Genomic DNA, 19,744 nt, shown 5'->3' on the forward strand with positions numbered 1-19,744 from the left:
CGCAACCAGCGCCAGCGTGCCTCACGCGGCCGTCTTGAGCGTCAGCACCGACGATTCCGTGTGGCATTCTGCGGCGAAGGCTTGAAGCCGCTCGGCGGTCTGCCGGTCGAGGATGGCTTTTGCCAACCGCTCGACCCGGGCGATCTGTTGCTTGAGATATTCGATGCGGGCCATGTTCACCCTCTCGGGGAAATAATCGAACGGCGACTTGCTTCATTCCGGCGGCGGGGACTTTAGTCCAAGAGCCGGATTGAATGTGTGAGCCACATCACGTCTCGCGCGTCGCATCCGCCGCGGCGAAATGCGCCATCTGATCGGCGTGAGCCCTGGCGAAGGCCGGGCGGGCGGTGGCGCGTGCGAGATAGGCGCGGCAGGCCGGATGGTCCGCGAGCCCGTCGAAACGATCGACGGGGCGCAGCACGTCCGCCATCAGGATGTCGGCGACGGAGAAGGAGCCCGCCAGCCATTCGCGGCTGCCCAGCACCGGCTCGAGATGCTTGAGCCGAAGCTTGAGGAAGTCGTCCACGAATGTCCACGCCGCCGTGTCGGCCGGATGGCCCATGAACTTCGACATGCCCCAGGGCAGGCTGGCCATCTCCACCGAATTGAGCGCCGCGAACACCCATTTCGTCGCCTCGGCGCGACCGCGCGGATCGGACGGTATCAGCCTCTCGCTGAGCCCGCCGAGGTGCAGCAGGATCGCGCCGGTCTCGAAGATCGAGAGGTCGCCGTCGGTCAGCCACGGCACCTGGCCGAACGGCTGGTGCGCGAAGTGCGCAGGCCCCCGATCGTCGAACGGCACGCTGGCGACGCGATAGGGCAAGCCGGCTTCTTCCAGCGCCCAGCGCACGCGGAAGTCGCGCACGAAGCCTCGCGGCGCTGCTGGAACCCAATCGAAGGTGGTCAGGGTGAGGTCGGCCATTTGCTGTCTCCGTGTCCTGGTTCGAGGCAAAGGACGAACGAAGGGCGTCCATTCCGACAGCGGCACCAACTCTTTTTGTCGCCGGCGGCTTAACCGGCTAGTCTCGGTTCAAACAACAGGAGGAAATCCGATGCCATCAGCATTCTTCATCGTCCGCGCCATCGTCACCGATCCCAATAAGCGCGCTGCTTTCGACAGATGGTATGAGACGGAACACCTGCCCGACGCGGTGAAGACGTTCGGCGTGGCCAAGGCCTGGCGGTTCTGGAGCCTCGACGATCCCTCGCTGCACCAAGCGATGTATCAGTTCGATGACGAGGCCAAGCTGAATGCGATGCTGAAAGGTGACGCACTACAGAAGCTCGTCGCCGATTTCAATCGCGACTGGCCCGACGTGAAGCGCACGCGCGAAACGCTGGTGCTGGCGCAGGAGTTTGCGAAATAAGCGGAAGACATTCCGCAGCTCGATGAATCGGGACGCGCGATTCAGCTCCGGTTCATGTCGTGAACGCGACACTTCCTCTGCATCACAGTCACGATGACCAAAGGAAGAAATGATGGAGCGCCGGAACTTTTTGAAACTTGCATTGGGAGTGACGGCGGGCGCCGCCGCCTTCGCCGCGACGGCCGCGCAGGCCGCGCCGCTGTCACCGCAGCCGGTCGGTGATCCCGCCCGTATGCCGCAGGGCAATTCCGACGCTCATCCCGCGGTCACCACCAGCGAGGAAGCCGCGAAGCTGGCGCCAGAGCAGGTTCACTACGGCCATCACCGCCACTGGGGTTGGCACCGCCGTCATTGGCGCCGGCATCGCCGACGCTGGCACCGCCGCCATTACTGGTAAGCTCGCGAAATTTGTGGATGGGATGGGGATCGCCGCCGGCGGTCCCCGTTTCGATTCTGGAGGCGCTTCAGTTCCACGGCGGACGAAGCGTTGGCAGCAACTCCAAAAAAATGGCCGCGCTGGCTTCCGCCGCGCGGCCACTTTGAACGCAAATGGACGAGGTCAGAACGGGCGGCAGCGGCCGGCGTACCAGCGGAAGCCGTAGGGGCACACACGTGCGCGAGGCACAACGACGACCGGCGCCGGGGCGACCACTACCGGAGCGGGGCGAACGACGACGGGGCCGCGCATCGGACGGCAGCCACCATAGGGGCCGCGATACCAACCCGGGCCGCAACCGCCGGCGGCGCTGGCCGCCTCGCTGAAACCGACGACCGCGCTGGCGAGCATGACGGCGGCAAACAGGTATTTCATTGGGATTTCCTTCTCGTCCTTAGGCAGGCTAGGGGAACGGCGCTTGCGGCGCAGAATGAATCAAGAGACACGATTCGACACGTTAAATCTGGAGCGTGCCGACACGTCGTGATCCAAACCTGCCAATCATGACCTGAATGCGGCATGAACGTTCCGCGCATCTGGCCTCAGACGACACGCTAGTGTCGCTAGCGGCCGAGAAATCCAAGCACGAGCTCCTTGTACTTCTCGGGCGCCTCCAGGAAGACGAGATGCCCGGTGTTCGGGATCACTTCGGCCCGCGCATTCGGCATCTTGGCGGCAAGCGCCTTCGCCAGTTCGGCGTTCTGTCCCATCTTGGCCCGCACCGCCTCCGGCGCGAGCGGCCGGCCCGGCGCGTTGTGGTCGTCGGCGCCCATCACGAACAGGGTGGGTACCGCGATCAGCGGAATCTCGTGCGCCACCGGCTCTCGGTAGATCATCTGGCCGGAGCTGACGAAGGCGCGCAGCCAGCGCGGATAATCGGGGCTGCCCTTGATGTTGAAGCGGGCATCGATGAACGGCGTGATCGCCTCCGCCGGCAGCTTGATCGCATAATTGGTCTGGAGCTGCTTGCGATAGCCCTCGGCCGTGAGCTTGTCCTCGGTCTCGATCATCTTTTCCGTCGGTGTCGGCGGCACGTAAAGGCGGTAATCCTCGAGCCCGATCGGCGCGGTCAGCACCAGATGGGCGATGCGGTCCGGATAGGCGCGGGCGATGCGCACGCCCAGCATGCCGCCAAGCGAATGCGCGACGATCTCGGCCTTGTCGATCTTGAGATGGTCGAGCAGCGCGATTGTGTTGCGCGCCAGATTGTCGAAATGCAATTCGCCCTGCGGCTTGGAGGATTTGCCGAAGCCGATCTGGTCCGGCACCACGACGCGGAAGCCGGCCTCGCCGAGCATCTTGATCACGGGTGCCCAATAGCTCGACGGGAAATTGCGCCCGTGCAGCAGCACCACGGTGCGGCCGTTCGGCTGCGCAGCGGCAACATCCATATAGGCCATGCTGAGCTGCTCGCCATCGTTGACAACAGGCATGAGGTGCACGGGGTAGGGATAGCCAAAGCCTTCGAGCGCGATGCCATAGGGCTCGCGCGGCGCGGTGTCGGCGGCGATGGCGGATGTGAACGGAGAGACGAGAAGGACGGCGGCGAGTGCGGCCGGGAGAGCGCGGTTCATGGAGGGTCTCGTAATTGGAGCAGTCATTCCGGGGCGCGCGCAGCACGAACCCGGAATCTCGAGATTCCGGGTCTGGTCCTTCGGACCATCCCGGAATGACAATGCGCATAAAGACGTCGACGGCCGGGTCAAGCCCGGCCATGACCAGAGCGCGCATTCACACGCAAACGTGCGAACCCACGCGCGTTGCGTGATCAGTCCTGCCCGCTGCCGAACAGCACGGCGAAATGCTTCTCGCCGGTGCGGGTGAAATTCACCACGCGGCTGCCGGGCGTGGCATCGCGCGAAGCCCATTTCAGCTCGGCGAAGCGCTGCATCATGGCGGCGCCCAGCGTGCCGGCGAGATGATGCCGCCGCTCGCTCCAGTCGAGGCAGGCCTTGCAGACCGGGCGGCGCGGATGCGCCAGCATCTCCGGCGAGATCTGCAGATGCTTGGCGAGGAAGCGCTCGCCCTCGGCCGTCAGCTCGATGTCCTGCTTCTTCTGCCTGATCAGGTTTCGCTCGCGCATGGTGTCGAGCATCTGCACGCCGAGATCGCCGGCAAGATGGTCGTAACAGATCCGCGCGCGCCGCAGCGCCGGATCCTTCGGTCCGGTGCGCACGCGCATGTGGCCGGTCCGCGCGGCAAGGCCGGCGAGGCCCTCGAGCACTCCGGCGACGTCGTCATCGGTGAGTCGGTAGTAGCGGTGCCGGCCCTGCTTCTCCGGCTCGATCAGGCCGCCGGCCTCGAGCTTCGACAGATGCGAGCTCGCGGTCTGCGGCGTGATGCCGGCCTCCTGCGCCAGCTCGCTCGCGGTGAGCGCACGGCCGTTCATCAGCGCGGTCAGCATGTTGGCGCGGGCGGGGTCGCCGACGAGGGAGGCGACCATGGCAATGTCGGGACCTGATTTCATGCTTCGATGATAGCCGAAGCATCGTAGTTGGGCAAGCGCGTAGCGTGTTGCTTCAAGCACAGGAGCCCGTCATGTCCGTCACCGTCTTCATCCGCTACCAGCTCGATCCGTTCAAGCGGGCGCAGTTCGAGGAATATTCGAAGCGCTGGCTCACCATCATCCCGAGATGCGGCGGCGAGTTGATCGGCTACTTCATGCCACATGAGGGCACCAACAACATCGCCTTCGGCCTGATTTCGTTCGAGAGCCTGGCGGCGTACGAGTCCTACCGCAAGCGGCTGCGCGCCGATCTCGACGGCACGGCAAACTTCAACTTCGCGGAGGCGGAAAAATTCATCCTTGCGGAAGAGCGCACCTTCCTGCGCAAGGTGGTATTGTAGCCTACCAACAGCAGGAGATGCCCATGATCGCCGTGATCTTCGAGGTCTGGCCCAAGCCGGAACACCGCCAGGACTATTTCGATCTCGCGGCCGATCTGAAGCCGCTGCTGCAGACCATCGACGGCTTCATCTCGGTCGAGCGCTTCGAGAGCCTGACCGAGAAGGGCAAGATTCTGTCCGTGTCGTTCTGGCGGGATGAGGCAGCCGTCGCGGCCTGGCGCAACACGATGGAGCATCGCCGCACGCAGGCGAAAGGCCGCGCAGAGATCTTCGCGGACTATCATCTGCGCATCGCCAGCGTGATCCGGGATTACAGCATGACCGACCGCGAGCAGGCTCCGAAGGACAGTCGCGCGGTGCACGACGGGCACTAGCGCACTTGAAAAGGCGCGCCTATCTCTGCGCGGCCAACAAGGGAGAGAAACTATGCACGTGACGACTGCGGACAAGCGCGCGACGTTCAGGAAGATGCACGAGAGCGGCTGCTTCATCCTGCCCAATCCGGTCGATGTCGGTGGCGCGAAAGCCTTGCAGCATCTCGGCTTCAAGGCGATCGCGTCGTCGAGCGCGGGACTTGCCTGGACCATCGGCAAGGCCGACAACCACGTCAGCGTCGAGGACGTCTGTCAGCATCTGGCAGCATTGAGCTCGGCCGTCGACATTCCCGTGAACGCCGATTTCGAGGGCGGTTTTGCGGTCGAGCCGGACAGGGTCGCGGACAATGTCGAGCGCGGCGTGCGTACCGGCGTGGCGGGCCTCTCGATCGAGGATTCCACCGGCGACAAGGACAAGCCGCTCTATGACCGCGCGCTGGCGGTCGAGCGCATCAAGGCCTCCCGCAAGGCGATCGGCGACAGCGGCACGCTGCTGGTCGGCCGCTGCGAAGCTTATTTGTGGGGCGTCACCGACCTCAAGCTCGTGATCGATCGGCTGACCGCTTATGCCGATGCCGGCGCCGACTGTCTCTACGCGCCGGGCCTGAAGAGCCGCGAGGACATCGCCGCGGTGGTGAAGGCGGTGCATCCCAAACCGTTCAATCTCCTGATCGGCGCGTCCGGCCTGTCGCTGCAGGAGGCCAGAGATCTCGGTGTGCGCCGGATCAGTGTGGGCGGCTCGCTCGCCCGCGCCGCCTGGGGCGGCTTCATGCGCGCTGCAAAGGAGATGGCGGAGAAGGGAACGTTCACAGAGCTCGGTGGCGGCTATCCCGGCGGCGAGCTCAACAAGATGTTCAGCTAGGCAAACGAAATGCGGCGGGATGGTGCATCCCGCCGCTCTCACGTCTCATTGCGAACCGTTACTTCGCGCCGTTAGACGGCGTCTGCGAATCCGGCGCCGGCTTTGCAGCAGGCGTATCGGGAGCCGGGGCAGCCGGCCTGCTCGGCGCCGCACCGGTGGTCACGCCCGGCTCGGCGTTGTTGCGGGGCGTCACGTCGCGCACGCCAGGAGGCGCCGCCGGATTGGTCGGCTGCGTCTGCGCGGTCTGCGAGGCCGGCGTGTTGCTGGCCTGGTTGGTCGTGGTGGTGTTGTTCAAGCCGTAGAACACCGCGCCCAGCACCAGGGCGACCGCTACCGCGAACAGCGCGATCTTGCCGCTGGAGGCAGGGCCTTCCCCGAGCTCGGGATCGGCCTGAAGGTCGGCATCCCGGCGTGCCGCGCGAGAATATTCATCGTCGGCGAGGTTCGGGCGGTACGGATCGTTGGGAAAACGGTCGTCAGCCATCGATTGGGTCTCCTCGGGTTATGACGTCGGGACAACCCTCAGGTGCGAGATTCCGTTCCGCGCCACGTAATGCTTTCGTCGCATGTTGCCCTCACGCCGGGAATCGGGAACCTGTTCACTCGGGAACTGGAGGCGAGTTCCATGGCCGCGACGAGGGAACGAAGCCGATGTGGAGTCTGCCGCCGACCGATAGCGTGCTTCACTTTCTGGCTCTCGTCGCCTTGACGGCGGAGGGCATGACGGCGGCACTGGCCGCGGGGCGGCGCAGCATGGACTATGTCGGCGTTTGTCTTCTCGCCTGCATCACCGCGCTTGGCGGTGGCACGCTGCGCGATCTGTTTCTCGGTCACTATCCGCTGGTGTGGGTGGCCCACCCGATCTACCTTGCACTGCCGGGGGGGGCGGCGCTGCTGACGATCCTGATCGCGCGCCTCGTGCATCGGCTGCACCTCGCCTTCATCGTGCTCGATGCGATCGGCCTCGTCGTCTTCACCATGATCGGCTGCAACGTCGGCTGGCAGATGGATGCCTCGCTGCCGATCGTGATCGTCTCGGGCATGGTGACGGGCTGCGCCGGCGGCGTGTTGCGTGATGTGCTCTGCAACGACGTGCCGCTGCTGTTCCGATCCGAGCTCTATGCCAGCGTCTCGGTCGTGACGGGTTTGTTCTACGCCACCGCGTTCGGCTTCAATCTCCATGCCGAACTTTGGACGATCTTGACCTTCGTGCTCGGCCTCAGCTTCCGCCTGCTCGCGGTGCACTACAGATGGGAGATGCCGAAATTCGTGTTCACCGGGGATGAGGAGAGGTAGAGTCACGTTGCCTCACGCTGATGACGGGGAGAGGAAGTTGGCTACGGCTCCTTCCTCGCCTTCGCCACCTGGGCCGGTGTCACCAGCGGGCCCGCATTGCCCCAGGAATTGCGGATGTAATTCGTCACCGCCGCGATCTCGTCGTCGGACAGTTGCTTGGCATATCCCGGCATCTCGCCGGTGTTGGGCGCGCGCGGCGTGGTCACGGTGTGGGCGCCGTCGAGGATGATGCGCAACGTGGAGGACGGGTTGTTGGATTGCAGCAGCGCATTGCCGGGCAACGGCGGGTAGATGCGCGGGGCGCCGGAGCCGTCGGCCTCATGGCAGGCGATGCAGAGTCTTGCGTAGACCGCCTGGCCGGCTTTCATCTCGGCATCATCCGGCGGCGTCACGATCGTCTCGCGCCGCGCCGGCGGCAGGCTCTTCAGATACTGCGCGATCGCACGCACGTCGGCATCGCTCATTTTCGCGGTCGAGTTGACGACGACCTCCGCCATCGGCCCGCCGGCATGGCTTTTGGCGTTGCGCCCGCTTTGCAGATACTCCGTGATGTCCTCCTCGCTCCACGATTTCAGCCCGGTGCGGGCGGCGCCATCGAGGCGGGGGGCAAACCAGCCGCCGACCTCATTGCCGGATAGCGCCTGCCCATTCCTGTCGGCGCCGAAATAGTTCTTCGGCGTGTGGCAGGCGCCGCAATGACCGAGCCCCGTGACGAGATAGCCGCCTCTGTTCCAGGCCGCGCTCCTGCTCTGATCCGGCTCAAACAGGCCGGGCTTGAAATACATCGCGTTCCAGAGCCGCATCAGGCCGCGATAGCCGAACGGCCAGCGCAGCTCCGGCGGCTTGTTGCGGCTCGCCACGGGCGCCAGCGTTCCGAGATAGGCGCGGATCGCCAGCACGTCGTTCTTCGTCATTTTGGTGAAGTAGGGATAGGGAAAGGCCGGATAATAGTTCGAGCCGTCGGGCGCGATGCCGGTGCGCACCGCGCGCACGAAATCGGCGTCCGTCCAGGCGCCGATGCCGGTGTCGCGGTCCGGCGTCAGGTTCGGCGCAAAGATCGCGCCGAAAGGCGTGTCGATGCGCTTGCCGCCTGCGAACGGCTTGGCCGGATCGGCAGTGTGGCAGCCCGCGCAGTCGCCGGCCTCGACCAGCGCCTTGCCATAGGCAATCAGCTCCGGCGATGGCTCGGCGGCAAGCGCCGCGCCAGCAACTGCACTGCACAACGCAATCAAAGCCAGAATCGTGCGCATGCTTGGGCCTCTCCTGCGACCAATCGCCGTCATCGGCGCCATGAGGGCGGCCATTCATTTCGCGACGGCGGGGGTATGGTGACACAAATTGAAAATGCCCGGCGTGTTTGAGGCCACGAAATTGCGATTTTTGCCCGGCGCGCCCTTTCATCCAGATTTGTGGTGCGGATCATGAAATATCCGACATAGAGTGGCGGCGACGGTCGGCGCGCCCTAGCTAAAAAAGACGGGAAGGCAACGGCTTAAGCGACCTTAAGTAACCAAGGCCTGAGCAGGGCCAAACGAGGACAGCATGGGCATCAACCAGGGTCCGATCAGTCTCGATCAAAAATACACCCAGGAAACCGGACACGTCTTCACCACGGGCATCCAGGCCCTGGTCCGCCTGCCGATGGCCCAGATCCGGCGCGACCGCGCCAACGGCCTCAATACCGCGGGCTTCATCTCCGGCTATCGCGGCTCGCCGCTCGGCGGCTACGACCAGCAACTTTTCGCCGCCCGCAAGCATCTCGAACAATACAACATCAAGTTCCAGCCCGGCGTGAACGAGGATCTGGCGGCCACTGCCGTCTGGGGCTCGCAGCAGCTCAACCTCTCGCCCGGTGCCAAATATGATGGCGTTGTCGGAATCTGGTACGGCAAGGGCCCGGGCGTCGACCGCTGCGGCGACGTGTTCCGCCACGGCAATGCCGCCGGCTCGGCCAAGAACGGCGGCGTGCTGTGCCTTGCCGGCGATGACCACGGCGCGAAATCCTCGACCGTTCCGCATCAGTCCGACCACGCCTTCATCTCGGCGCTGATGCCCTATCTCTATCCTTCCAGCATCCACGAGATGATCGAGATGGGCCTGCTCGGCATCGCGATGTCGCGTTATTCCGGCTGCTGGGTCGGCATGAAGGTGATCACGGAGACGGTGGAGACCACCGCCGAGATCGACCTCACCGACGAGATGAAGCCCTTCATCATCCCCACCGATTTCGAGCTGCCGCCTGGCGGCCTCAACCTGCGCTGGCCCGACGACCGCTTCGAGCAGGACCGCCGCCTGCAGGACTACAAGGGCTTTGCCGCCATCGCCTTTGCGCGCGCCAACAAGGTCAACCGCATCACCATGGATTCGCCGAATGCACGTTTCGGCATCATGGCGTCGGGCAAGAGCTATGAGGACGTGCGCCAGGCGCTGCGTGAGCTCGGCATCACCGAGGAGGTCGCCGCAAAGATCGGCCTTCGCCTCTACAAGATCGGCATGCCCTGGCCGCTGGAGCCGGAAGGCGTGCATCAATTCGCCGTCGGCCTCGAAGAGATCTTCATCGTCGAGGAGCGCCGCGAGATCGTCGAGAACCAGGTCAAGCAGGTGTTGTTCAACTGGCGCGATGATGTCCGTCCGCGCATCGTCGGCAAGATGGACGAGCACGACAAGCGCTTCCTGACCTTCGCCGCCGAGCTCAGCGTCGCCTCGCTTGCGACCTCGCTCACGGAACGCCTGCTTCGACTTAATCTCAACCCCGAGATCGCGGAGATGCTCCGCGCCAAGGCCGACTGGTTCAACGGCCGCCAGGCGACCCAGATGCAGGCGGTCGCTCCTGTCTCCCGCACTCCCTATTTCTGCTCCGGCTGTCCCCACAACACTTCGACAAAAATCCCCGAAGGCAGCCGCGCGCTCGCCGGCATCGGCTGTCACTTCATGGCGCTGTGGATGGACCGCTCGACCGAGACGTTCACGCATATGGGCGGCGAGGGCGTGCCGTGGGTCGGCATCGCGCCCTTCACCAACGAGAACCACATCTTCGCGAACCTCGGCGACGGCACTTACTTCCACTCCGGGCTTCTGGCGATCCGCCAGGCGGTCGCCTCCAAGACCAACATCACCTACAAGATCCTCTACAACGACGCCGTCGCCATGACCGGCGGCCAGCGCCATGACGGCGATCTCTCGCCGCAGCAGATCACCTTCCAGCTCCACGCCGAGGGAATCCGCGAGATCTACCTGGTCTCGGAGGCGCCCGACACCTATCCGGCCGACACCATCGCGCCCGGCGTGAAGAAGTATCACCGCGACGAGCTCGACAGCGTCATGAAGATGTGCCGCGAATACAAGGGTACCTCGGCGATCGTCTTCGTGCAGACCTGCGCCGCCGAAAAGCGCCGCCGCCGCAAGCGCGGCCTGATGGAGGATCCGGCGCGCCGCGTCATGATCAATCCTGCGGTCTGCGAAGGCTGCGGCGACTGCTCGGTGCAGTCCAACTGCATCTCGGTGGAACCGCTGGAGACCGAGTTCGGCCGCAAGCGCGCCATCAACCAGTCCTCGTGCAACAAGGACTATTCCTGCCTGAAGGGTTTCTGCCCGTCCTTCGTCACCGTCGATGGCGGCAAGCCGCGTCACCGTGCGCCGGCCGAACTTGAAGAGATCGGTGCGCTGCCCGAGCCGGCCTCGCGCCCGACACTCGACAAGCCCTACAACATCGCCGTCGGTGGCGTCGGCGGCACCGGCGTGCTCACCATCGGGGCGCTGCTCGGCATGGCCGCCCATATCGAGGGCAAGGCCTCGATGATCCTCGACATGTCGGGCCTCGCGCAGAAGGGCGGAGCGGTGCTCAGCCACGTCCGCCTGTCCGACCATCCGGCCGAGGTGACCTGCTCGCGCATCGTCACCGGCACGGCCGATCTCGTGCTGGCCGCCGACGAGGTGGTCGCGGTCGCCAAGGACACGATCTCGCTCTGTGATTCCGGCCGCACCCGCGGCATCATCAACAGCCACGTCATCCCCACTGCCGACTTCGTCCTCAACCGCGATTTCAACTTCCAGACCCGCAAGCTGAACGGATTGCTGGAGACGGCACTACACAAGGACTCGGTGTTCTTCGACTTCACCAGGCCGGCCGAGCAGCTGCTCGGCGATGCCATCGCCACCAACATGATGATGATGGGCTACGCCTATCAGAAGGGCCTGTTCCCGCTGTCGGCGGACTCGATCGAGCAGGCGATCGAGGTCAACGGCGTCTCGATCAAGATGAACAAGGAAGCCTTCCGCCTCGGCCGCCTCGCGGTCGCGGACCCCAAGCGCCTCGCCGACATGCTGAAGGGGGGCGACGAGGTCATCGCGCCCAAAGCCCTGGAGGCAATGACGCTCGACGAGGTGATCGAGCATCGCGCCAAGCACCTGACCGCCTATCAGAACAGCCGGCTGGCAAGACGCTATCGCAAGCTGGTCGACCAGGTTCGCGATGCCGCCAAGCAGGGCGGCTATGGCGACGCGCTCCCGCGGGCGGTCGCGATCAACTACGCCAAGCTCCTTGCCTACAAGGACGAATACGAAGTCGCGCGCCTCTACACCAACGGCGCGTTCGAGCAGCAGCTCCGCGACCAGTTCGAGGGCGACTTCAAGTTCAGCTTCAACCTGGCGCCGCCGATTTTGGCGAGCGGCGTCGATGCGCTCGGACGCCCGAAGAAGCGCGCGTTCGGCCCGTGGATGCTGAACGTCTTCCGCGTGCTGGCAAAGTTCAAGTTCCTGCGCGGCACGCCGTTCGACATTTTTGGCCGCAGCGCCGACCGCAAGCTCGAACGCGACCTGATCGCCGGCTATGAGAAGGACGTCGCCACCGTGCTCGGCCTGTTGTCGCCGGTCACGATCGACACCGCCGTGGAATTGCTGTCGCTGCCCGATCGCATCCGCGGCTACGGCCCGGTGAAGGAGAAGGCGGTCGCAGACGCCAAGGCCCGCTACGCCCAGCTCGCCGCGGACTTGGCCAATCCGCCGCCCGCGCCGAGGCAGATCGCCGCGGAGTAGCCGGTCTTGTAAGGTGGGTTAGCCTCGCGAATGCGCGAAGCGCGTTCGCGAGGCGTAACCCACCGCTTCGGCCTCCGCTGAGAGCAAGTGATGGGTTACGCCTTCGGCTAACCCACCCTACACACCACGCCTAGTGCCGCCCGCCGGGCAAAACACCCACGCTATGGTCAACCCGCATTCCCAAAAACATTCCGCTTTACCGAAATTCGGAATCGTCGTATTCGTTCGCCACCTCATCCTAGTCAGAGGGGCGTATCGCGATCGTCACGAAACGCGGGGTGAGCGGCGGTGGACGCGGGCTGCGTCGCACGAGCGATCGTCTCGCGCGCACGACGGGCGCGGCTCGCGTACGGCAAAATCGTGTGGTCCTGACGCCCGGGGTCTGTGCGTCAAGTCTTGCGGGTCGCTCGCAAGGCGACGGGGGCAATAGTGCATCGCTCCCCGGGGAGAGCGCGACATAAGCCGTAAAACCACTGCGCAGGGAAGGCCGGATGTTTGGCCGCACCTGTATGCCGCTGTGCAATTGTTCTTCGCGCAATTCGCGCACAGCGGACCGTGGGTGCCCAGCCGGCACCCGGTCTTCCCTGCGCCCTCTATTTTGTGAGGGAGCCAGGCGGAAGCAAAGCTCGGGCGAAAACACGCCGCGAGGATGCGGAATTGCGACTGCGATTCAGCTGGGAGTGGAAGAGCAACCTCGATTTCCGCGAACTCCGTCATTGCGAGCGCAGCGAAGCAATTCAGAATCCATCTGAGGAGGGACTCTGGATTGCTTCGTCGCAAGGGCTCCTCGCAATGACGACGCGGCGGGACGGGTGGCCGCCTATCTCGGCCCGATATCGGCGCACCCTTTTGCGCCACCCACCACCCTCTCGCGCGACGGAATATTTCCGCGCTTGCCAATCAGGCCCTCGCGGTTCAGAAAAACGGAGCAAGAAGAAACGCGAGCGGAGACCTCTGTTTTGACCATCAAGGGCAAGGCCTACATTGCCGGGATCTACGAACACCCGACCCGGCATGCGCCGGACAAATCCACCGCCCAGCTCCATGCCGAGGTCGCCAAGGGCGCGATCGAGGATGCCGGGATCAGCAAGGACGACGTCGACGGCTATTTCTGCGCCGGCGATGCCCCGGGCGGCGCCTGGCCGATGGTCGACTATCTCGGCCTGAACACCAAGAAGCTCCGCCATGTCGATTCCACCGAGACCGGCGGCTGTTCCTATATCATCCATCTCGGCCACGCTGCAGAAGCGATCGCGGCGGGCAAGTGCTCGATCGCGCTGATCACCCTGGCCGGTAAGCCGCGCACCGGCGTGATGCCGCCGCGCGCCGCCGGCGCCGAGGCCGATTTCGAATCCGCTTACGGCGCGACCACCCACAATGCCTATGGCATGTGTGCCATGCGCCACATGCACGACTATGGCACCACCTCCGAGCAACTCGCCTGGATCAAGGTCGCGGCCTCCCATCACGCGCAATACAATCCGCATGCGATGCTCAAGGACGTCGTCACCGTCGAGGACGTCCTGAACTCGCCGATGATCTCCGATCCCCTGCATCGCATGGATTGCTGCGTCGTCTCGGACGGCGGCGGCGCGCTGATCGTGACCACGCCGGAGATCGCCAAGAGCCTGAAGAAGCCGCTGGTGCGCCTGATCGGCCATGGCGAAGCCATGAAGGGCCCGCGCGGCGGCAAGGATCTCGATCTTACCTACTCCGCCGGCGTCTGGTCCGGTCCGCGTGCATTCGAGGAAGCCGGCATCACGCCGAAGGACATCAAATACGCCTCGATCTACGACAGCTTCACCATCACGGTCTTGATGCAGCTGGAGGACCTCGGCTTCTGCAAGAAGGGCGAGGGCGGCAAGTTCGTCGCCGACGGCAATCTCATTTCGGGCGTCGGCAAGCTGCCGTTCAACACCGACGGCGGCGGCCTCTGCAGCAACCATCCCGTCAACCGCGGCGGCATGACCAAGATCCTCGAGGCTGTCAGGCAGCTGCGCGGCGAGGCGCATCCGAAGGTGCAGGTTCCGAATTGCGATCTCGCCATCGCCCACGGCACCGGCGGCCTCCTGGGCGTTCGCCATGCCGCTTCGACGGCCATTCTGGAGCGCGTGTGATGAGCGAGACGAAGAAATATCCGGCCCCCGTGACGAACCCCGAGACCGCCGCATTCTGGGATGCGGCGAAAGAGGGCAAGTTCATGATCAAGCGCTGCACCGCCTGCGGCGAAGCGCATTACTTCCCGCGCTCGATCTGCCCGTTCTGTTACTCCGATAAGACGGTGTGGGAGGAAGCCTCGGGCGAGGGCACAATCTACACCTACAGTCTGATGCGGAAGTCGCCGACCGGCCCTTACGCGATCGGCTACGTCACGCTGAAGGAGGGACCGTCGGTGCAGACCAATTTCGTCGACTGCGATCTCGAGAAGCTGAAGATCGACCAGAAGGTGAAGGTGGTGTTCAAGCCGACCGACGGCGCGCCGCTGCCGTTCTTCACGGTGGCTTGACGCGAAGCACGATGTAACCCTCTCCCCTTGTGGGAGAGGGTGGCAGCCGAAGGCTGCCGGGTGAGGGGTCTCTCTCCACAAGAGAAGTGTCACTGCGAGCCAACCCCTCACCCGAGTGAGTTTGTTGCAAGGGCGGTGCTGCCCTCTCCCGCAAGGGGAGAGGGCACATCAACGGGCGCCGCTGCTCGCGGAGAGACCGGGAGGAAGACAGACGACATGTCCGCCAGATACGAAGAGCTCAAAGGCCTGAAAAATCTCGGCCAGAAATACGCCTACACGGATCGCGAAGTCATGCTCTATGCCTATGGCATCGGGCTCGGCGCCGATCCCATGGACGAGAACGAACTCGCCTTCGTCAACGAGGGCACGTTCACGCCGCGGCCGCTGAAGGTGGTGCCGACCTTCGCCTCGGTCGCGGCCTGGGGCTCGGGCCCGGGCGAGATGAATCTCAACCGCGTGATGGTGGTGGATGGCGAACGCGACATCACCTTCCACCAGCCGCTGCCGGTCGCCGCCAACATCACCGCCGACTCCTCCGTGATCGAAGTCTACGACAAGGGCAAGGACAAGGGCGTCGTCATCGTTCACCAGACCGTGCTGAAGAACGAAAAAGGCGATAAGCTGGCGACGCTGGTCGCCTCGCGCTTTGCCCGCGGCGACGGCGGGTTCGGCGGTCCGAGCCTGACCCAACCCGATCCGCACAAGATCCCCTCGCGCGCGCCCGACAAGACCATCGACATCACGACGCGTCCGGACCAGGCGCTGGTCTATCGTCTCTGCGGCGACCGCAACCCGCTGCACTCCGATCCGGAGTTCGCCAAGAAGGCCGGCTTCCCGCGCCCGATCCTGCACGGCATGTGCACCTATGGCATCACCTGCCGCGGCGTGCTCCAGACCTATGCCGACTACGACGCAAGCGCCTTCCGCCAGCACGTCGCGCGATTCTCCTCGCCGGTCTATCCCGGCGAGACCGTGACCATGGACCTCTGGAAGGACGGCAACGTGGTCTCGTTCGAAGCCAAGGTGAAGTCGCGCGGCGTCACCGTGATCAAGAACGGCAAGACGGTGCTGGGTTAGTTGGTCTCGTGCCCCGGACGCGGCGCAGCACGCAGTGATGCGCCGCAGAGCCGGGGCCCAGAGGCCGTAACCAAGAACTGGGTCCCGGCTCTGCGAAGCAGCTTTTCACGCTGCATCGCGTCCGGGACGCAAGAAAACAAGAACAGGGAGAAGCCACCATGGGACTACTCGACGGCAAGGTTGCGCTGATCACCGGCGCGGGCGGGGGGCTCGGTGAGGCCTACGCAAAGCTGTTCGCGCGGGAAGGGGCCTCGGTCGTCGTCAACGATCTCGGCGGTCCCCGCGACGGCTCCGGCGCCGACAAGTCCATGGCGCAGCAGGTCGTGGACGCGATCAAGGCCGAAGGCGGCAAGGCGGTCGCCAACGGAGCCGACATCTCCACCATGGAAGGCGGCCAGTCGGTGTTCGACGATGCAATCAAGCACTTTGGCCGCGCCGACATCCTCGTCAACAACGCCGGCATTTTGCGTGACCAGACCTTCGCCAAGGCCTCGGAAGCCGACTGGGACAAGGTCATCAAGGTCCATTTGAAGGGCACCTTTTGTTGCACCCTGCCGGTGTTTCGCTGGATGCGGGAAAATGGCGGCGGCGTCATCGTTAACACCTCCTCGACGTCAGGGCTGATCGGCAATTTCGGCCAGACCAATTACGGCGCGGCCAAGGGCGGCATCTGGGGCCTGTCCAACGTGCTGGCGATCGAGGGCCGCAAATACAATATCCGGATCTGGACGCTGGCTCCGGGCGCCCTGACCCGCATGACCGCAGACCTGCCCCGCTATAAGGAGAACCCCGGCGCGGCGCTGGGCCCGGACGGCATCGCGCCGGCCGTGCTATACATGGTCAGCGACTTGTCGGGCGACCAGACCGGCAAGGTGCTGGGCGTGTCCGGGCCCCGCGGCGTGCGCGAAATGCGGATGATGGAAATGGAAGGCTGGAAGCCGCCGCACACGGGCTGGAAGGCCCAGGATATCGTCGATCACGCCAAGGAGATCTTCTTCTCCGAGGAACAGATCAAGATGGGGGCGCGGCGGTTCTAGCTTTTGTTGTCGTCCCGGGGCACGCGAAGCGTGAACCCGGGACCTCGAGATTCCGGGTTCGATGCTGACGCATCGCCCTGAAATGACGAACAAGAGGATACAAGGACTGATGAAACTCACCGCCGACGCCAAGGGCACCTTCGCAATCGCGCCGACGCCGTTCCACGACGACGGCCGGATCGACGAGCGCTCGATCGACCGACTGACTGATTTCTACGAGGAGGTCGGCTGCGACGGCGTCACGGTGCTGGGAATCCTCGGTGAGGCCCCGAAGCTCGATGCCACTGAAGCCGAACAGGTGGCGGTGCGCTACGTCAAGCGCGCCAAGAAGATGCAGGTGATCGTCGGCGTCTCCGCGCCCGGCTTTGCCACCATGCGCTCGCTGGCGAGGGCCTCGATGGATGCGGGTGCGGCCGGCGTGATGATCGCACCGCCGCCGAGCCTGCGCACCGACGACCAGATCATCGGCTATTTCAAGCAGGCCGCCGAGGCGATCGGCCCGGATGTGCCCTGGGTGCTCCAGGACTATCCGCTCACCTTGCAGGTGGTGTTCACCCCCGCCGTGATCCGCAAGATCGTCATGGACAATCCGAACTGCATGATGCTCAAGCACGAGGACTGGCCGGGCCTGGAGAAGATCACGACGCTGCGCGGCTTCCAGAAGGACGGCTCGCTGCGTCCGCTCTCGATCCTCTGCGGCAATGGCGGCACCTTCCTGGACTTCGAGATGGAGCGCGGCGCCGACGGTGCCATGACCGGTTACGCCTTCCCCGAGCTTCTGATCGACGTCGTGAACCTCTCCAGGGCCGGCAAGCGCGATGCCGCGCATGACCTGTTCGACGCGCATCTGCCGCTGATCCGCTACGAGCAGCAGCCCGGCGTCGGCCTAACCGTGCGCAAATACGTGCTGCAGAAGCGCGGCGTCATCGCCTCCAGTGCCCAGCGCAAGCCCGGCGCGACCATGACGGCGACGGCGAAGGCCGAGGTGGATTACCTCCTGTCGCGCGTTGCCCGTTTCGACAAGCGCGCCAATCTCGGCCCGCAATCCAGTGCCGCGGGTTAGTTGAATGGTCGAAGCATCAGCATCACGCCCGGCGTCGACGATCCTCCTGCTCCGCGACGGTGCCGCGCAGGAAGTCGAGGTCTTCATGATGGTTCGCCATCATCAGATCGAGTTCAACTCGGGCGCGCTGGTGTTTCCCGGCGGCAGCGTCGATGCCGGCGACAAGGAGATCGTCGCGCGCTCGCACCTGTATTCGGGCGGCGAGGGCCTCAGCGAAGCGGACCGCGGATTTCGTATCGCCGCGATCCGCGAGACCTTCGAGGAGAGCGGCATCCTGCTGGCGCGGTCGAAGGCAACAGGGACGCCGGTCGATGCCAGACGTGCCGGCGAGATCGCAGATAGGCACCGCGTTGCGCTCAACGAGCACAAGATCAGCTTCCTCGAGATTCTGGCCGACAACGGTCTCCAACTCGCGCTGGACACGCTCGTGCCTTACGCGCACTGGATCACGCCGGAAGGCATGCCGAAGCGCTTCGACACTTGGTTCTTCCTCGCTGCAGCTCCGCCCGATCAACTCGGCGCCCATGACGGCCGCGAGTCCACGGATTCGATCTGGGTCTCGCCGCGCGAAGCGGTGGAGGGCGGTGAGAGCGGCCGCTTCAAGTTGCCGTTTCCGACCACGCGCAATCTGATCCGGCTTGCGAAGCAGCCCAACGTGAGCGCGGCGCTCGAGCACGCCCGCGGCCTGTCCATCGTCACGGTGATGCCGGTCATGACCAAGACCGAAACCGGCCGCCAGCTCCGCATCCCCCGCGAAGCCGGCTATGACGGCGAGGTGTTCGAGGTCGGAGCGGTCGGCTAGTACACTTCGATACGCAACGAAGTATGGCGAGCCCGAACGGGTTAGGTTCCGTCCACCGAGAAGGACGGAATGCGCGCCATGGACAACCGTCAGAACACCAACATCGCCGTCGAGCTGACACTGCTGGTCTTGCTCGCAACGCTCTGGGGCGGCTCCTACACTTTCATCAAGCTCGGCGTCGCCACCATCCCGCCGATCACGCTGATCGCGGCGCGCACCGCGATCGCCGGGCTGCTGTTGCTGGCGGTCATGTGGACACGTGGGATCAAGATGCCGAGGGATGGGGCGAGCTGGCAGCGCTTCGCGTTCCAGGCCGTGCTCAACAGCGTCATCCCCTGGACGCTGATCGCCTGGGGCGAGCGTCACGTCGATGCCGCGCTCGCGACCATCCTCAACTCGGCCGGACCGATCTTCACCTTCCTGCTCACGGCGATCGTCAGCCGCCACGAGGCGACGACGCCCCGGAAGCTGTTCGGGGTCCTGGCGGGAATAGCCGGCATCCTGCTGATCGTGGGGGCCGATGCCTTTCATGGCATCGGCAGCGGCCCCCTCGCCGAGGCCGCCATCGTTGCCGCCACCCTCTGCTACGCCTGTGCCGCGATTTTCGGCCGCAGCTTCAAGGACCTCGATCCCATGGCGCCGGCGGCCGGCTCGCTGCTGGCGGGTGCCGCGGTCCTGATCCCGGCTTCGCTGGTGCTCGAGCAGCCCTGGACGCTGTCGCCTTCGCTGAGCTCCGTGCTCGCGCTGTCGGCGCTCGCGACGTTCTCGACCGCGGCAGCGTTCGCGATCTATTTCCGCCTGATCCAGGCCCTTGGCTCGGTTGGCACTACCGCGCAGGCTTATCTGCGTGTGCCGATCGGGGTTGCCATCGGCGTTGCCTTCCTCGGCGAGACCCTGAGCCGGACCGCCTGGATCGGCCTTGCCTGCGTCGTCCTCGGCGTCGCCGCCATGACCATCCCGGCCCGCAGGTCAGCCAGCGTCAAACTGTCGTAGGCCGAGGCTGGAGAGGGCGGCAGGCCCGATATTAGGGATATTCCGTGCCC

Annotated in this window: 21 protein-coding genes; 14 read left to right on the top strand and 7 right to left on the bottom strand. The window is 64.8% G+C overall.

Going from position 1 to position 19,744, the window contains the following annotated elements; translation table 11 throughout:
• Positions 1-21: 21 nt before the first annotated feature.
• Both EHH60_RS37370 and EHH60_RS01290 read right to left on the bottom strand, forming a co-directional pair.
• Positions 22-174 (bottom strand): hypothetical protein, encoded by a 153-nt coding sequence (locus EHH60_RS37370; RefSeq protein ID WP_199751250.1) that lies wholly within the window; start codon positions 172-174, stop codon positions 22-24.
• A 94-nt stretch (positions 175-268) separates the two neighbouring features.
• A complete protein-coding gene (locus tag EHH60_RS01290; protein ID WP_124157698.1) occupies positions 269-922 on the bottom strand; it encodes a glutathione S-transferase family protein in 654 nt (217 codons plus the stop codon).
• A gap of 130 nt (positions 923-1,052) precedes the next feature.
• On the opposite strand from EHH60_RS01290, the gene EHH60_RS01295 reads away from it, so the two are divergent.
• Both EHH60_RS01295 and EHH60_RS01300 read left to right on the top strand, forming a co-directional pair.
• Positions 1,053-1,367, top strand: coding sequence for a hypothetical protein (locus EHH60_RS01295; RefSeq protein ID WP_124157699.1), 315 nt, complete (start codon positions 1,053-1,055; stop codon positions 1,365-1,367).
• 112 nt (positions 1,368-1,479) lie between these two features.
• Complete coding sequence (locus tag EHH60_RS01300) at positions 1,480-1,764, top strand: twin-arginine translocation signal domain-containing protein (protein WP_124157700.1); 285 nt, start codon at positions 1,480-1,482, stop codon at positions 1,762-1,764.
• A 162-nt stretch (positions 1,765-1,926) separates the two neighbouring features.
• Here EHH60_RS01300 and EHH60_RS01305 read toward each other — a convergent pair whose 3' ends face one another.
• The 3 genes from EHH60_RS01305 to EHH60_RS01315 form a co-directional block, all read right to left on the bottom strand.
• The gene (locus EHH60_RS01305; protein ID WP_028182358.1) at positions 1,927-2,178 is read right to left on the bottom strand and encodes a GCG_CRPN prefix-to-repeats domain-containing protein; all 252 of its coding nucleotides are present in this window, start codon (positions 2,176-2,178) and stop codon (positions 1,927-1,929) included.
• A gap of 188 nt (positions 2,179-2,366) precedes the next feature.
• The gene (locus EHH60_RS01310) at positions 2,367-3,377 is read right to left on the bottom strand and encodes an alpha/beta fold hydrolase (protein WP_124157701.1); all 1,011 of its coding nucleotides are present in this window, start codon (positions 3,375-3,377) and stop codon (positions 2,367-2,369) included.
• Between the two features lie 194 nt (positions 3,378-3,571).
• A complete protein-coding gene (locus EHH60_RS01315; protein WP_199751251.1) occupies positions 3,572-4,270 on the bottom strand; it encodes an ArsR family transcriptional regulator in 699 nt (232 codons plus the stop codon).
• A 71-nt stretch (positions 4,271-4,341) separates the two neighbouring features.
• Between EHH60_RS01315 and EHH60_RS01320 the strand changes: the two genes are divergently transcribed.
• Genes EHH60_RS01320 through EHH60_RS01330 form a run of 3 tightly spaced genes read left to right on the top strand, consistent with a single transcriptional unit; the run spans position 4,342 to position 5,886 of the window.
• Positions 4,342-4,650: an NIPSNAP family protein gene (locus EHH60_RS01320; protein ID WP_060736353.1), complete on the top strand. Its 309-nt coding sequence runs from the start codon at positions 4,342-4,344 to the stop codon at positions 4,648-4,650.
• A 23-nt stretch (positions 4,651-4,673) separates the two neighbouring features.
• Positions 4,674-5,024 carry an antibiotic biosynthesis monooxygenase family protein gene (locus EHH60_RS01325; RefSeq protein WP_124157703.1) on the top strand — a complete coding sequence of 117 codons (351 nt, stop codon included), beginning with the start codon at positions 4,674-4,676 and terminating at the stop codon, positions 5,022-5,024.
• A 52-nt stretch (positions 5,025-5,076) separates the two neighbouring features.
• The gene (locus tag EHH60_RS01330) at positions 5,077-5,886 is read left to right on the top strand and encodes an isocitrate lyase/PEP mutase family protein (protein ID WP_124157704.1); all 810 of its coding nucleotides are present in this window, start codon (positions 5,077-5,079) and stop codon (positions 5,884-5,886) included.
• Between the two features lie 58 nt (positions 5,887-5,944).
• Here EHH60_RS01330 and EHH60_RS01335 read toward each other — a convergent pair whose 3' ends face one another.
• Positions 5,945-6,370 carry a hypothetical protein gene (locus tag EHH60_RS01335; RefSeq protein WP_124157705.1) on the bottom strand — a complete coding sequence of 142 codons (426 nt, stop codon included), beginning with the start codon at positions 6,368-6,370 and terminating at the stop codon, positions 5,945-5,947.
• Between the two features lie 167 nt (positions 6,371-6,537).
• Here EHH60_RS01335 and EHH60_RS01340 point away from each other — a divergent pair, with 167 nt between their 5' ends.
• Entirely contained in the window at positions 6,538-7,182 is a 645-nt protein-coding gene (locus EHH60_RS01340) for a trimeric intracellular cation channel family protein (RefSeq protein WP_124157706.1), read from the top strand.
• A 41-nt stretch (positions 7,183-7,223) separates the two neighbouring features.
• Here the strand turns inward: EHH60_RS01340 and EHH60_RS01345 are convergent, their stop codons facing one another.
• On the bottom strand, positions 7,224-8,432 hold the full coding sequence (locus tag EHH60_RS01345) for a c-type cytochrome (RefSeq protein WP_124157707.1): 1,209 nt from the start codon (positions 8,430-8,432) through the stop codon (positions 7,224-7,226).
• Positions 8,433-8,724: 292 nt separating this feature from the next.
• On the opposite strand from EHH60_RS01345, the gene EHH60_RS01350 reads away from it, so the two are divergent.
• From EHH60_RS01350 to EHH60_RS01390, 8 genes are all read left to right on the top strand, one after another.
• Complete coding sequence (locus EHH60_RS01350) at positions 8,725-12,216, top strand: indolepyruvate ferredoxin oxidoreductase family protein (protein ID WP_124157708.1); 3,492 nt, start codon at positions 8,725-8,727, stop codon at positions 12,214-12,216.
• Positions 12,217-13,175: 959 nt separating this feature from the next.
• Entirely contained in the window at positions 13,176-14,333 is a 1,158-nt protein-coding gene (locus EHH60_RS01360; protein WP_124157710.1) for a thiolase family protein, read from the top strand.
• Positions 14,333-14,722 (top strand): Zn-ribbon domain-containing OB-fold protein, encoded by a 390-nt coding sequence (locus EHH60_RS01365; protein WP_124157711.1) that lies wholly within the window; start codon positions 14,333-14,335, stop codon positions 14,720-14,722. The genes EHH60_RS01360 and EHH60_RS01365 overlap by 1 nt, the downstream gene beginning before the upstream one ends.
• Positions 14,723-14,938: 216 nt before the next feature.
• Positions 14,939-15,799: a MaoC family dehydratase gene (locus EHH60_RS01370; protein WP_124157712.1), complete on the top strand. Its 861-nt coding sequence runs from the start codon at positions 14,939-14,941 to the stop codon at positions 15,797-15,799.
• Between the two features lie 158 nt (positions 15,800-15,957).
• A complete protein-coding gene (locus tag EHH60_RS01375) occupies positions 15,958-16,836 on the top strand; it encodes an SDR family oxidoreductase (RefSeq protein WP_124157713.1) in 879 nt (292 codons plus the stop codon).
• A 109-nt stretch (positions 16,837-16,945) separates the two neighbouring features.
• Complete coding sequence (locus tag EHH60_RS01380; protein WP_124157714.1) at positions 16,946-17,899, top strand: dihydrodipicolinate synthase family protein; 954 nt, start codon at positions 16,946-16,948, stop codon at positions 17,897-17,899.
• A 4-nt stretch (positions 17,900-17,903) separates the two neighbouring features.
• Entirely contained in the window at positions 17,904-18,701 is a 798-nt protein-coding gene (locus tag EHH60_RS01385; RefSeq protein WP_124157715.1) for an NUDIX hydrolase, read from the top strand.
• Between the two features lie 78 nt (positions 18,702-18,779).
• Positions 18,780-19,694, top strand: a complete 915-nt coding sequence (locus tag EHH60_RS01390; protein ID WP_124157716.1) for a DMT family transporter — start codon at positions 18,780-18,782, stop codon at positions 19,692-19,694.
• Positions 19,695-19,744: the final 50 nt, after the last annotated feature.

The sequence above is a fragment of the Bradyrhizobium sp. RP6 genome, assembly GCF_003837805.1.
GTDB lineage: Bacteria > Pseudomonadota > Alphaproteobacteria > Rhizobiales > Xanthobacteraceae > Bradyrhizobium.

Coding starts and splice junctions, on each gene's coding strand:
- EHH60_RS37370 (WP_199751250.1), bottom strand. CDS start 174: ATGGCCCGCATCGAATATCTCAAGCAACAGATCGCCCGGGTCGAGCGG.
- EHH60_RS01290 (WP_124157698.1), bottom strand. CDS start 922: ATGGCCGACCTCACCCTGACCACCTTCGATTGGGTTCCAGCAGCGCCG.
- EHH60_RS01295 (WP_124157699.1), top strand. CDS start 1,053: ATGCCATCAGCATTCTTCATCGTCCGCGCCATCGTCACCGATCCCAAT.
- EHH60_RS01300 (WP_124157700.1), top strand. CDS start 1,480: ATGGAGCGCCGGAACTTTTTGAAACTTGCATTGGGAGTGACGGCGGGC.
- EHH60_RS01305 (WP_028182358.1), bottom strand. CDS start 2,178: ATGAAATACCTGTTTGCCGCCGTCATGCTCGCCAGCGCGGTCGTCGGT.
- EHH60_RS01310 (WP_124157701.1), bottom strand. CDS start 3,377: ATGAACCGCGCTCTCCCGGCCGCACTCGCCGCCGTCCTTCTCGTCTCT.
- EHH60_RS01315 (WP_199751251.1), bottom strand. CDS start 4,270: ATGAAATCAGGTCCCGACATTGCCATGGTCGCCTCCCTCGTCGGCGAC.
- EHH60_RS01320 (WP_060736353.1), top strand. CDS start 4,342: ATGTCCGTCACCGTCTTCATCCGCTACCAGCTCGATCCGTTCAAGCGG.
- EHH60_RS01325 (WP_124157703.1), top strand. CDS start 4,674: ATGATCGCCGTGATCTTCGAGGTCTGGCCCAAGCCGGAACACCGCCAG.
- EHH60_RS01330 (WP_124157704.1), top strand. CDS start 5,077: ATGCACGTGACGACTGCGGACAAGCGCGCGACGTTCAGGAAGATGCAC.
- EHH60_RS01335 (WP_124157705.1), bottom strand. CDS start 6,370: ATGGCTGACGACCGTTTTCCCAACGATCCGTACCGCCCGAACCTCGCC.
- EHH60_RS01340 (WP_124157706.1), top strand. CDS start 6,538: ATGTGGAGTCTGCCGCCGACCGATAGCGTGCTTCACTTTCTGGCTCTC.
- EHH60_RS01345 (WP_124157707.1), bottom strand. CDS start 8,432: ATGCGCACGATTCTGGCTTTGATTGCGTTGTGCAGTGCAGTTGCTGGC.
- EHH60_RS01350 (WP_124157708.1), top strand. CDS start 8,725: ATGGGCATCAACCAGGGTCCGATCAGTCTCGATCAAAAATACACCCAG.
- EHH60_RS01365 (WP_124157711.1), top strand. CDS start 14,333: ATGAGCGAGACGAAGAAATATCCGGCCCCCGTGACGAACCCCGAGACC.
- EHH60_RS01370 (WP_124157712.1), top strand. CDS start 14,939: ATGTCCGCCAGATACGAAGAGCTCAAAGGCCTGAAAAATCTCGGCCAG.
- EHH60_RS01375 (WP_124157713.1), top strand. CDS start 15,958: ATGGGACTACTCGACGGCAAGGTTGCGCTGATCACCGGCGCGGGCGGG.
- EHH60_RS01380 (WP_124157714.1), top strand. CDS start 16,946: ATGAAACTCACCGCCGACGCCAAGGGCACCTTCGCAATCGCGCCGACG.
- EHH60_RS01385 (WP_124157715.1), top strand. CDS start 17,904: ATGGTCGAAGCATCAGCATCACGCCCGGCGTCGACGATCCTCCTGCTC.
- EHH60_RS01390 (WP_124157716.1), top strand. CDS start 18,780: ATGGACAACCGTCAGAACACCAACATCGCCGTCGAGCTGACACTGCTG.